9 protein-coding genes are annotated in these 12,739 nt (G+C 64.9%); 4 read left to right on the top strand and 5 right to left on the bottom strand.

The window, feature by feature from the left end; genetic code table 11:
• Positions 1-20 precede the first annotated feature (20 nt).
• Positions 21-638, top strand: a complete 618-nt coding sequence (locus tag NKI35_RS13725; protein WP_023709407.1) for a TetR/AcrR family transcriptional regulator — start codon at positions 21-23, stop codon at positions 636-638.
• A 9-nt stretch (positions 639-647) separates the two neighbouring features.
• Here NKI35_RS13725 and NKI35_RS13720 read toward each other — a convergent pair whose 3' ends face one another.
• From NKI35_RS13720 to NKI35_RS13705, 4 genes are all read right to left on the bottom strand, one after another.
• Positions 648-2,744 carry an alpha/beta fold hydrolase gene (locus NKI35_RS13720; RefSeq protein ID WP_031195131.1) on the bottom strand — a complete coding sequence of 699 codons (2,097 nt, stop codon included), beginning with the start codon at positions 2,742-2,744 and terminating at the stop codon, positions 648-650.
• Positions 2,745-3,265: 521 nt separating this feature from the next.
• Positions 3,266-3,571 (bottom strand): hypothetical protein, encoded by a 306-nt coding sequence (locus NKI35_RS13715; RefSeq protein ID WP_023705136.1) that lies wholly within the window; start codon positions 3,569-3,571, stop codon positions 3,266-3,268.
• A 14-nt stretch (positions 3,572-3,585) separates the two neighbouring features.
• Positions 3,586-6,135, bottom strand: a complete 2,550-nt coding sequence (locus NKI35_RS13710; protein ID WP_023705135.1) for a caspase family protein — start codon at positions 6,133-6,135, stop codon at positions 3,586-3,588.
• Between the two features lie 242 nt (positions 6,136-6,377).
• Positions 6,378-7,613 (bottom strand): ROK family protein, encoded by a 1,236-nt coding sequence (locus NKI35_RS13705; protein WP_023705134.1) that lies wholly within the window; start codon positions 7,611-7,613, stop codon positions 6,378-6,380.
• 142 nt (positions 7,614-7,755) lie between these two features.
• Between NKI35_RS13705 and NKI35_RS13700 the strand changes: the two genes are divergently transcribed.
• From NKI35_RS13700 to NKI35_RS13690, 3 genes are all read left to right on the top strand, one after another.
• Positions 7,756-8,436 (top strand): SGNH/GDSL hydrolase family protein, encoded by a 681-nt coding sequence (locus tag NKI35_RS13700; protein WP_023708696.1) that lies wholly within the window; start codon positions 7,756-7,758, stop codon positions 8,434-8,436.
• Between the two features lie 158 nt (positions 8,437-8,594).
• A complete protein-coding gene (locus NKI35_RS13695; protein WP_032886623.1) occupies positions 8,595-9,740 on the top strand; it encodes a sugar ABC transporter substrate-binding protein in 1,146 nt (381 codons plus the stop codon).
• A gap of 71 nt (positions 9,741-9,811) precedes the next feature.
• Complete coding sequence (locus NKI35_RS13690) at positions 9,812-11,674, top strand: ATP-binding cassette domain-containing protein (protein WP_352740391.1); 1,863 nt, start codon at positions 9,812-9,814, stop codon at positions 11,672-11,674.
• An 18-nt stretch (positions 11,675-11,692) separates the two neighbouring features.
• Here NKI35_RS13690 and NKI35_RS13685 read toward each other — a convergent pair whose 3' ends face one another.
• The gene (locus NKI35_RS13685) at positions 11,693-12,697 is read right to left on the bottom strand and encodes a zinc-dependent alcohol dehydrogenase family protein (RefSeq protein WP_352625847.1); all 1,005 of its coding nucleotides are present in this window, start codon (positions 12,695-12,697) and stop codon (positions 11,693-11,695) included.
• Positions 12,698-12,739: the final 42 nt, after the last annotated feature.

Below are 12,739 nucleotides of genomic sequence, written 5' to 3'. Positions count from 1 at the left end.
TATCGACAGTGGAGAAAAAATTGACCGAGCAGTCGCAAGCAATTGCCGACGAGAAGCGCGAAGCCGCAGCGCCAAGGCCGCTGCGCGCCGATGCGCAGCGCAACCGCGACCGGCTGGTCGAGGTTGCGGCAGCGGCCTTTGCCGAGCACGGTGTCGATGCCTCGCTGGAGGAGATCGCGCGCCAGGCCGGCGTCGGCATCGGCACGCTCTACCGGCATTTCCCAACCCGCGAGCATCTGGTCGAAGTGGTCTACCGGCGTGAAGTCGAGGCGCTCTGTGCGGCGGCCGATGACCTCGCCAGCCACCATTCGGCCGACATGGCGCTGGAACAGTGGATGCAGCGCTTCGTCGACTACATCGCCACCAAGCGCGGCCTGGCGGCCAGCCTGCGCATCCTGTTCAACACGAATTCCGCCGTGTTCTCCGACATGTCGGGCCGGGTGTCGCTGGCCTTGCGGCAACTGGTCGAGGCGGCAGTGGCGGAAGGCTCGATCCGCAGCGACGTCGACGCCTCCGATGTGCTGCACGCACTCGGCGGCATCTACTCGGCCCCCGACACCAAGGACTGGCGCGACCGCTCGCGCCGGCTGGTCAAGCTGCTGATGGACGGGCTGCGGTTCGGGGCAGGGAAGAGGTGACCTAGCGGCTCAAGCCGAACCATCGACCGCATAGAACCGAAACGCGCCGGGCAGCCCGCTTGCCGCCATTTCGCCACGCTCCTCGAACCGCAGGCCGGAGCCGACCACGAGATCGCGCACCGTCCTTGATGCGATGATTTCGCCCGGCCGCGCATGGTCAAGCAGACGCGATGACAGTTCGATCGCCGCGCCTGAAAATTGATGGCCCCGCTGCTCGCACTCGCCGATATGCACCGCCGAGCGGACCTCGACACCGGATTGCCGCAAGCGATCGCGGATGGCGATCGCGCACTGGATCGACCGCGTTGGCCGCTGGAACACCGCGAGCACCTTGCCGTCCGATCGGCTGATCTCTCTGCCTTCGGCCGCGAGGAGTTCGCCACGGAGCGCTTCGGCGTGCCGCTCGGCCGGGTCGATGCCGAAAGGCGAGCCCGTCATATCGAGGGACAGCACCGACACAAGCAGCCGTTCGCCTGGGGCCGCCGGCAAGGCGCCGGTGACGAAAGCCTGGATCTCGTCGACGATCCGATCGGAATTCTCGCCCCAGATGACGTGGTCGCGGCCGGCGAACTCAATGTATCGGGCGCCCTCGATGTGCGTCGCCAGGTAACGTCCTTCTTCCCGCTTCACCCAGCCGTCGCCAGTCGTCTGCATGATCAGTGTCGGAACATGGACAGCAGGCAGAATGTCGCGAACATCGATTTCGGCTCCCCAGCGCCACAGGGCGATCGCGTCGGCGGGCGAGGCAGAATTCCTGAGATAGGCGGCGAACCATTCTGTCTCGAACGTGTCGCTCATCAGACTGGGCGCCGCGTTGCTCATATCCGCCGCCGCTCCCCATTCTTTCTCGACGATCGCCAGATCCTCTTCCACCTGCTCGCTTGTCTTCGCCCACGGATAGTCTTGTGACCACCTGCCGCGGGCGTAGGCCCCATTGAGCACGAGTGCCGCTGTGCGCTCGGGATAGGTCGCCGCGAACAGCATGCACATCGGGCCGCCCTCGGAGCTGCCGAAAAGCACCGTGCGCTTCGAGCCAACCGCATCCAGCACTGCCCGCACATCTTCCATCCGCTCTTCCAGGGTCGGCAGACCGACATTGCGGTCCGAGAGCCCGGTGCCGCGCTTGTCCATGCGGATTAGGCGCGAGAAAGTGCCGAGCCGCCGGTGCACATGCGAAAGCCGCGGCGAGCCCCAGGCGTGGTCGAGGTTGGAGACCCATCCCGGCACATGGATCAGGTCGACCGGACCGTCGCCGGTCACCTGATACGCGATGTTGATCCCGGCCGATTTGACATAGTGGGTCGGGGGGGCTGCGAGTTCGTGGCTGAAGCCGGTAGCGTCATCCGCATCAGTCGTGGGTGGCCGTGCCGGCGCCATTGTGCGGCGTGTGCGCAGCGTCTCGAACAATTGCCGCGTCTCCGGCTCCGGCTGCAGCTTGAGATCGCGTAGAAGCGCGGTGCGGCAGTGCTCATATTGCTTCAGCGCGAGATTGGTCCTGCCTTGCGCCGCATAGGCGCGCATCAGGGCACGGTGGACATCCTCCCTCAACGGGTCCATGGCCAGCAGGCGCGCCGCCGCGCGCACGCATGCGGCAGGATCGTTCGTCGCGGCATAATGCGCGACGAGCCTGTCGAGCGCCGCGACGGCCAGTGCCCGCAGCCGCTCGCGTTCGATCCTCAGCCAGTCCTCGAATGGCTCCTCCTTCAGGCCGAAGCCGTCGAGCAGGTCGCCGCGGTAGACATTGAGCGCCAGTTCGAGGTCTTCGGGTGCCGGGCTGGCGACCAGCGCCTCGAACCGCGCGACGTCGAAATCAAGGCCGTCGAGATGCAGAGCGACGCTGTTGCCATCGGTGAGGAAGCGGCCGCCGCCGCACGTCTGCATGGCCTTCCTGACAGACGATACCGCTTGCCGCAGGCTCATTCGCGCCTGCGCCTCGCTGTTGATGCCCCAGAGCAGGGTCGCCAGCTTCTCGCGCGACTGCGAATGCCCCGACTGCAGCGCGAGATAGGCGACCATCGCACGCGCCTTGCGGCTGATGGCTGGAACCGTGGCCCCGACGCCAGCAAAGTCGAAACCACCCAGCAGGTGAAGATAAGGTCCGGTCATCGGATCCGCCACGGTCACAGCGCGACGACGATCCGCTCAAGCTCGGTCCATTTCAACACTTATTCCGCCGCCGAGGCGCTTTTCACGATTCCATCACGCAGGTTCCCACGCGTTGCTCACGGCGCTTGAGGAGATTGTTCGCACTGGATCTCTTTTCGCAGGAGGATACCGTGCATCACCCTGGCCCGACCGAGTGGCCCATCTGGCATGACGACCCCAGGCGCGACCGGCAGGAGCTTGGCGCACCATCGCGTCACGATATTGCGCTGGCCCGCTATCTCGAAACACAACAGGCCCATCGGGCATTGGCGGCTCGCAGACTCGATCCGGCGGCGGTCGTGGCCTCTGCACTGGCAGCGTTCGTCCGCTGCCTTTTCCGTGCAGCGCTGCGCCGAATTGTCCGCTGGCCAACCGATGCCGCGACAGGGATGGACGATTTCGGCTTGACGTTGTCCAAGGCTCATGCGGAATTTAGCAAGACCCTTTGGGGCCGCTGGGTGCAGCGCCCTTGGTCGACGATCTCATCCCCAACCGCCGCCGCCGCCGCCAGCCCCACCGCCGCCTCCGCTGCCGCCGAGAGAAGGAATCACGGGCGGCTTTTGCGGGATCTCCTCGGCCGGCTTGACCACTTTGCCGGTGGCCGCCTTCTTGTATCTGACCACCTTTGGCTGAGGTGCTACGCGAACCACTTTGCGATGGTTCACCGGCGGCGCCGGCTCAAACATCGGCGACACCGAGGTGCAGCCCATGAGCCCGGCCAGAACGCCGGATAGAATTATCCCGATGAATGCCTGCCCGAATGTCTGCTTGAATGCCTTGCCCACCATGGCCTCCTTATTGTTCAGAACAAATCCCGACGCGGATTGGCTTCTTCCCAGACCCCCCGGGCCGCATTGACCAGTTGCGTGTCCAGCGAACCGGACGCGGGAATCTTCGACTTGAGCTCTCGACGCAGGGCGTCCAAAGCTGCCGTTTTCGGCTTGGTGCCGAACTGCGCCAGGCCCTTTTTGGCGTCCGGCAGCTCCTTGCGCAGATCGAGCGCGACGGCGAATGCCAGGAAGCGCACCGCGACAGCCTGATCGGCCTTGTCGCCTTTCGCCATTTCAAGCGCCGCGCGATCATAGGCGCTCGACGGATCGCCGCGCGTGGTCGCCAGTTCGAACAGCCTTTGCGCTTCCGCCGGGTCCTGGCGCACACCGGCGCCATCCCTGTACATGCGGGCGAGGCTGCCGGGCGCGTAGGGCTGGCCAAGATCGGTGGCCTGCTGGAACAGGGCCTGCGCCGTCTTCGGATCCTTGTCGATGCCCTGGCCGGCGAGGTAATTGCGGCCGAGCAGGTTCATCGAATACATGTCTTGGCGCTGCACCCCCGCTTGCAGGAAGGCGACGGCGCGGGCCGGATCGGCAGGCACGCCATTGCGGCCCTCGGTGAAGATGGCGGCAAGATCGTTCATGGCATAGGTGTGCCCCATGGCCGCCGCCTTGAGCAGCAGGTCGAGGCCCTTGGCCGTATCGCGGTTGACGCCATAGCCATTGAACAGCGCGCGTCCCCACGAGGTCATACCGTAAGGATCACCCTTGTCGGCGGCAGCCTTGTAGAGAGCGTTGGCCTGGGTGCGGTCTATGGTCGTTCCGGTTCCGGTTGCGTTGAGATAGCCGAGTTCGAAGACGGCGCGCACATGGCCTTTCTTGGCGGCGTCCTCGATGGCTGACCTGGCCTCGCCGACCCTGCCTGCCGCAAGCAGGGCGCGGCCGAGCTCGTAGTGGAAGCGGGCGACGTCTGGATAGGTTTTCACGGCCGCCTCGCAGGCTGCCACCGCACCGGCGCCGATCTCGTTCGGCAGCAGGCCGGGCACCACCCCTTGCAGGTCGAGAGGCTCGCCGGCGGCGGTATCGCAGGCATCGACCGTCGGCGACAGCTTCATTGTCGCGGGCTTAGCCGAGCTGCTGTCGGCCCGGATTTCGAAGCCGACCTCGACCGGCGCGCCGGCGCCGATCTGCGGCTCGTAACGGAGATGGTCGACTTCACCGGCCAGAAGGCTGGATTGCGGCGACAAGGTTCGATCAGGCAATGACAGCGTTCCCGTTGCCGGATACCCCGTGACCTTCAGGCTGACCGCCGGATCGTCGGTGGGGAAATCCAGATTGAGCGCGACCGGGCCGACGCCGACGGGAATATCAAGCTTGCGGTTCTCGATCGCTTCGGCAGCGCCGGTGATGTGGATGCCGCGATCCAGCACCTGCTGCTTCTGCTCGGCCTCGAGCGAAGCCATGATCTGCTGACCCGCCGCACCTTCGCCGCTCTTGACGCGGAACACGAGTATGCCCTGGCTCCCGCCGCCCCAATTGTCATGCGTGGCATAGGCCAGCATATCCACCTCGTCCTGCGTGGCGGCGCCTTTGGGGACATCCATTTGCAGGCGCGGCAGGTCCTTGCCGGCGATCGGTTCGCCCACCGCGACGTCTTTGCCGTCCAGCACCAGACGGCCCATTGCCGGCGGACGTTCGATGCTGACGCTGATAGCGCCGCCATCGACATCGACCGGCTCCGGCAGGCCGAGAGCGACAGGACCGACCCCCGAGAGCACTACCTTCTCCAGCACTGGCGGCAGCGAAGGCCGGTTGTTGCGGCGCACCAGCACCACGTCATCGATCAGCGAGGAATTTTCCCAGGGCACCTGCATGCCGTTGGTGGCCTGCACGACATCGCGGCGCACCGCCGACATGACCGTGCGGATCTCCTGGTTCGGCGCCAGCGCGCGCCGCGAAAAGGCCGATGAAAACGGGCTGAGGTCGCCGCTGCCGTCATAGGCGACCGCGCCTGGTTCGGTGGCGAAGGCAATCAGCGTGTTGAGCGAGCTTCGCACCTGCGCCAGCCCGGTATTGCCGGCGGTGACAAGCTGGTCGCGCAGCCAGTAATTGTTGCGCGGGAAGGGGTTGTTGCGGCAGGCATCGAGGATGATCACCTGGATCTTCGACTTCGAGCGCAGCTGCTCCAGCACGTCGTTGAGCTTGATGGCCTGGACCTCGATGTCGGCCGCCTTCTTCAACGAGGCGTCGACGGGTATCAGGAAATTCTCGCCGCCGATCTGAAAGCCGTGCCCGGAATAGTAGACGACGGCGAGATCGGCGCCGTCGGCGGCGGCCAGATAGTCCCGGAACTGGCCTTCGAACTGCTGCTTGGTGAGGTTCTCGGCGACGAAAACCTCGAAGCCGGCCAGCCGGAACGTGGCCGATACGTCCTGGGCATCCTTGGCCGGGTTCTTCAGCGCCGGGATGTCGCGATAATCGGAATTGCCGATGACGAGCGCGACCCTTCGATCGGCGCAGGCCTCGAAGCTTGTGAAGCCGGCAAGGATGAAGGCCGCGATGAATCCGCAAAGTCGGAGCATGACAAAACTCCTGGTCGCGGCCTGACGCCGACGAGAACACCGCTTGCGGCATCAAGGTCCGTTGAGAGTATGCAACCTGCCACAGCATAAAGTGAAAGGCCCGTCACCGCCAGACCATGGCAGGCGATTTCTTTCGGCGTCGACCGACCGCAGGGTGCAAGTAGCACGCGCTTCACGAGCAGGTATGTGACAAGTCTCACAGTTCGCTGTTTGGGGAATGCCTGGTGCCGGCGGCTGCGCGCCTATTCCTTGAAGAGCAGTTCCTTGTCGTTCGAATATTTCACCAGCAACGGAATGCTGGCGCCGCCGATAACGGGGCCGAGATGGCCAAACGTCCCCTCGATGACGGAGAACGGCTCGGGGCGATCGACAAGGATCCGTGCCAGCTTTCTGCGCATGGCCTTGGCGATCTCCTTGCGCACGCCATTCGGTATGGCGCCGTCGATCACCACATTGTCGATGTCGAGCAAGGCAACGGCACTGCGGGCGGCATAGGCAAGCCCGTCCGAAACCTCATCGATCCACGCGGTGAGCGGCTCTCCAAGGTCGCCCCAGTCGTCGGGCGACGACCAGATGCGGCCGGCGCCCTCGTCCCCATTGTCCTGGTCGTTGAGCTTGCCGGCCAGCGAATGCAGCGAAGCGACGCGCAGCAACGGGGTCATCCGGTCGCCCTTGCGCCCCGGCGCGGGCACCGGCATGTCGCCCAGCGCCCCGGCCAGCTTGTTGCGGCCGGGGAACAAGTGATGATCGAGCACCAGGCCGCCGCCGATGAAGTGCCCGACATAGGCATAGAGAAAGTCGGCGCGCGATCCGCCGGCGCCAAACATCAGTTCGGCCGCGGCCGACACCGTGGCGTCGTTGTAGAGGAACACCGGCCAGTCGAACGCCCGGTCCAGTTCGGCGCGAATGTCGATTTCCCTCCAGGCATCCAGCCTGCTCGCCGGCACCGCGCCCTCTTCGCTCAGGTTCCACTGATGGAATGGCGAGGCGATGCCAAGACCCGCGATGCGGTCTTGCTCTATCGATCTGTGCTTGCGGCACATGCGCGCGATGGCGCCCTTGGCGAATTTCATCACCTCGACGGGCGTCGGATAGTGGAACAGCGTGCGTTCGAACGCCATCACGTCGCCGACGAAATTGACCAGGGCGACATCGGCGCTGCGATGGTCGACCTTGAGGCCGAAGGCGTACGCGGCTTTCGGGTTCAACGCATAGGGAACCGAGGGTTGCCCCAGCCGTCCGCGCAAAGGCTCCAGGCGCAGCAGCAGCTTGTTGTCGGCGGCGCGGTTGACGATGGTGGTGATGGTTTGCGCGGCCAGCCCGGTCAGCCGCGTCAAATCGGTCTTGGCCAGCTGGCCGTGCCGGCGGATCAGCGAGACGATCAGGCGTTCGTTGTAGACGCGGCTCTCGGCCTGCGTGGTTCCGCCGCTGCGGCCCTCGGCGATCTTTTCGAGACTGAAGAAGCTGGTGCCGGTCACGCTTTCCCCTGCGCAAGGAGGTTGGCCGCAAGGCGAGCCGATCAAAGCGCTGACGTAGCAATGCGGGAACGGCAAGGCAACACTTAAATCCACCCGATGGAAAAATGTAGTTGACGCCGGCCGGCCTGCTGTCGTTCAAAGTATGCAAGCCTGGAGGAGCAATGCCGTGACGCAGACCCGGACAATCATGTGCTTTGGCGATTCCAATACCTATGGCGCCATTCCCACCCTGGCCCGCGTCGGACGGCGCCGCTTCACGCCCGACCGGCGCTGGCCGGGCATCATGCGCCGCCAGCTCGGCAGCGGATGGGATGTGATCGAAGAAGGGCAGGGCGGGCGCACCACCGTGCACGACGATCCGATCGAAGGTCTCCACAAGAACGGGCTCAAATCGCTCCCGGTGTGCCTGGAAACGCATATGCCGCTCGACCTCGTCATCCTTATGCTCGGCACCAACGATCTCAAGCATAGGTTCTCGGTAACGCCGAATGATGTCGCTGATTCTATTGAGATCTTGGCCAGAATTGTGCTGCGCAGCGAAGCTGGCCCCGCAGGCGTGGCGCCCGCGGTCCTGATTGTTGCGCCGCCGCCGATGCTGGAGGTCGACTGGTTCGGCCAGATGTTCCTGGGCGGCGCTTCAAAGTCGATGCACTTTGCCGGCTTGTTCCGTGATGCCGCCCGGCGCGCCGGCGCCGCGTTCTTCAACGCCGGCGATGTCGTCGAGTCGAGCGCGGTAGACGGCATTCACCTCGACAGCGACGCGCATCGCGTGCTCGGCACGGAATTGGCCAAAGTCGTCCAGTCGCTGATCGGCAAGGCGTGATCGCGTGGGCGAGTCACCCGACTATCTCTGATTAATTAATTCCACTGGAAAAAGTTTTGACTTGCGAGCGGGAAGGTGGGTATCTGGGGAGACTGGGAAGAGTAGCGACCGCGAGGCTTGCGATGCGCGGCAACAATCAACGACAGGGAGGAAGTGAAATGCGATCTGACAGGAACATGATGCTGGCGACGCTGCTCGGCGTTGCCGGTGTGCTCGCGGGCGGTACCATTCTGGCAGGCGCGCAGGACGGCCCGGCCGGGCTCACCAAGCCGGCGGTATTTGCGCCGTTCGATCCGAAGGCGCCGGCCTGCAGCCCACCGCCCGGCCTGAACAAGGTGCTGGCCTTCGCGCAGGATAACGAGCGTGAATTCATGCAGGGCGTCGACCGCGGCCTGGCCGCCGCCGCCAAGGATCGCGGGCTGGGATATCGCCGCGCGCTTGCCAACAATGACGCCGCCAAGGGGGTCGAGCAGGTGCAATTGTTTCTCGCCTCCAAGATCGGCGGTCTGGTGGCGGCGCCTGTGGACCCGGCCTCCATGAGCCGCAGCCTGCAGGAGCTTATCTGGTCGGGCGCCTATGTCGGCACCATCGTGCCGCCGCCAGCCACGTCGCTGCTCAATGCGCCGCAATACGAGACCGGCAAGGTGCTGGCCGAAGCGGCCGCAGCCTACATAAAGGACAAGCTCGGCGGCAAGGCCAATGTCGTCATCCTGTCCCATGACAGCATGGAATTCCTGGCGCCGCGCTTTGCCGCCATGCGCGACATCTTCAAGGCCATGCCTGATGTCACCATCGTCGCCGACATCTCACCCAATCCCGTCAACAAGGAAGGCGGCTTTGCCACGATGAGCACCATTCTCCAGGCCCATCCCGACGTCGATGTCGTGCTCGGCGCCGACACGGTCGTGCTCGGCGCGCTGGCTGCCCTGGAAGCGGCGGGCAAGGCGCGGCCGGACCAGTTCCTTGGCGGCATCGACGGCGAACCGGAGGCAGTCGCCGCGATCAAGAAAGGCGGCGGTCCCTACAAGGCAAGCATCAGCCTGGCGTCGCCGGTCTTCGCTTATGCCATGGGCCAGCACGCGGCCGACTGGCTGGAGGGCAAGAGCATCCCGCAGGCGATGGATATCCTGCCCGTGGCGCTGACCAGCGACTACATGGCCCAGTACGAGGCCGATGTCGCCGACCCGGCCGCGGTCTACAAGGACCCGAAGCGCCGCGATATCTATCTCAGGATGTACGGCAACATCTGCTACGATACGCGCGACCAGTATGTGAATTTCCCCTGGTCATCCGAGGCAAAGTAGCGCCTGTTTTTCCCGCGCGATACGGGCGGTTCAGCCTGACCTGAAACCGCCCGCTTCAGTGAGAGGCAAGCATGAGCACAGACAGCCTTCGAACGGGGACGACACCGCTGCAAACGGGCCGGTTTTCATCCTTGCTGCCGGGCGTCAAGGCGCCGGGCGAAGCGTCTGGCCGCATCGGGCTGGCGCTGGTCGCGCTGGGCTTGATCATCGCCTTCTCGCTGTTGAACAAATCGTTCTTCAGCCTCGACAATTTCGTCGTCATCGGCGTCAACTCGACCTCGATCCTGATCGCCGTGCTCGGCACCTCCGCGCTGCTGATCGCCGGCTATGTCGACCTCTCCATCGGCAGCATGGTCGCCTTGATCGGCATCATCACTGCCAAGGTTGCGGTGGCGACGCAGAGCGCGCCGCTGGCAATCTGCGTCGGCCTGGGTCTCGGCCTTTTGCTCGGTCTGCTCAACGGTCTGCTGGTGCGCAGGCTGAGCATCTCGCCGTTGATCGTCACGCTGGCGATGCTGGCGCTCTATGGCGGCCTTGCCTTCGTCGTCTCCAGCACCGCGGTCTATGGTTTTCCCGAGGCTCTGCTCGAATTGGGGCGGGGCAAGATCTTCGGCATCCAGTACACCGTGATCATCGCCGCATCTGTCTTTGTCATCGGAGCCTTTATCTTGACCAGCACGGTCACCGGCTTGAGGCTCTACGCCATAGGCGGCGACCCGCGCGCAGCCGAACTCTGCGGCATTCCGGTGGGGCGCACGGTGGTTGGCCTCTACGCCGCCAATGGCTTGCTGATCGGCCTGGTCTCGGTTCTGATCGCCGGTCGTCTCGGCAGCATCACGCCGACCATCGGCGTTCGCTTCGAGCTCGACGTGCTCACCGCCGCGATCCTTGGCGGCGTCGCTTTTTCCGGCGGCTCCGGCCGGCCGCTCGGCATCGCCATCGGCGTTGCCACCATCGGCATCCTCAATGCAGGACTGATCTTCGTCGGCCTGCAATCATGGTGGCAATCCATTTCGGTGGGAAGCATGCTGTTGCTGGCGTTGGTGGCCGACCAGGCTGCGATCGGTTTTCGCGGCCGGCGCGCTCGGGCCGCCGCGACCAACTTCACGGTGGCGGACAATGGTGCCGTCGCCTCGGCCGGCCCTGCCGTGACGGAGGGCAATGGAGAGGCCCCGCAAGGTCCGGCATTCTCGATTGCCGGCGCCCGCAAATCCTACGGCGCGCTGACGGCATTGGAAGAGGCGAGTTTCACGGTCGGCAAAGGCGAGATCGTCTGTCTGCTCGGCGACAATGGCGCCGGCAAGTCGACGCTGGTGAAGATTATTTCGGGCGCCATCCAGCCCGATGCCGGCGCGATGACCCTCGAGGGCCAGCCGATTTCCTTCAGGAGCCCGCAGGATGCACGCGGCGCCGGCCTGGAGACCGTCTATCAGGATTTGGCGCTCTGCCCGAACCTCAGCGTCGCCCACAATATGATCCTCGGGCGTGAGGAAACGCGGCGTTGGCTCGGTGTCTTCCCGGTTCGCGACGACCGAAAGGCCGCCGAGCAGTGTCGTGCCCGGCTTGCCGCGCTGGGCGTCACGCTTCGCGACGAAAACGTTCTGGTGCGCTCGCTGTCGGGCGGCCAGCGGCAGTCCATCGCCATTGCCCGCGCGCTTGCCGATCACGTCAAGCTGATCTGCCTCGACGAGCCTACCGCCGCGCTCGGCGTCAAGCAGACCGCGCAGGTCGTCAAGCTGATCCGTTCGATCGCCGCCAGCGGCACCGGCGTCATCCTGGTCACGCACGACCTGTCCACAGTGCGGGCGCTGGCCGACAGGATCGTGGTGCTCAGCCTCGGCCGGGTGGCCTACGACGGCTCGGCCAGACAGCTGACGGCCGATCAGCTGTGGGGCCTGATGGCAAGCGGGACGCTGGCGCCGGCCGCTGGGTAGGAATGCCGATCGCAGGGTCTAAAGCTCGAGGCAGATCTTGCCGAAATGCTTTTGCGCTTCGTAATGCCTGAAGGCGGCGGCGATGTCCTGCAGTGGAAAGCTGCTGTCGATGACGGGCTTCAGGCGGTTGACCTCTATGGCACGGATCATGTCCTGCTGGTCGGCTTTGCTGCCGATGGAAATTCCGGTGATGCGGATCTGGTTCGAAAACAGCGCCGGGATCGAAACTTCTGCTGCAAAGCCGGTCAGGACGCCGATGAGTGCGATATGCCCGCCTGTCCGGCAGGCCGTTATCGACTGCGCCAGCGTCGCCGGTCCGCCGACCTCGATCACATGATCGACGCCGCGTCCGTCCGTCAGTTCCCTGGCCCTGCCGCCCCACTCCGGCACCGCCTTGTAGTTGATGACGCTGTCGGCCCCCAGTCGTCTGAGCTTCTCCAGCTTCTCTTCATCGGACGACGTGGCGATGACCCTTGCGCCGGCGGCCTTGGCAAATTGCAGCGCAAACAATGACACGCTGCCGGTGCCAAGGATCAGCACCGTGTCGCCGGGCTTTACCTTGCCGCATGTCACCAGGCCGCGCCAGGCGGTGACGCCCGTGCAGGTCAGCGTTGCCGCCTCGAGATGCGTATAGCCCGCCGGCGCCTTGGTGAAGGCTTGCGCCGGCATGCACACATACTCGCTGGCGAAGCCGTCGAAACTGTCTCCGGGAATGTCGCGGCTTGTATCGGATCTCATGTCGCCGGCCAGCCACCAGGGGTAGAAAACACTGACGACGCTGTCGCCCGGCTTGAACGTGTCGACGCCGTCACCGATCGCGATCACCTCGCCGGCTCCATCCGACAGCGGCACGCGGCCGTCGGCGAGCGGCACCTTGCCTTGTACGGCGAAATCGTCGCGCATGTTCAGCGCAACGGCGCGAATCCTGACCAGCATTTCTCCCGGCCCAGGCCGGGGCTGATCCTCCTCGACCAGGTCGAGCTTGTCCAACCCGCCCGGCGCTCTCAGCCTGACCAGCTTCATAGTCTCTCTCCGACGTAAAGAGCGTTAGCATGGCGGCGACGG

Origin of the sequence: Mesorhizobium sp. M0676, assembly GCF_040320535.1 — a bacterium.
Classification (GTDB): domain Bacteria; phylum Pseudomonadota; class Alphaproteobacteria; order Rhizobiales; family Rhizobiaceae; genus Mesorhizobium.
The sequence above is the reverse complement of the archived record's forward strand: the minus strand, read 5'-3'. Positions and strand labels throughout refer to the sequence as shown.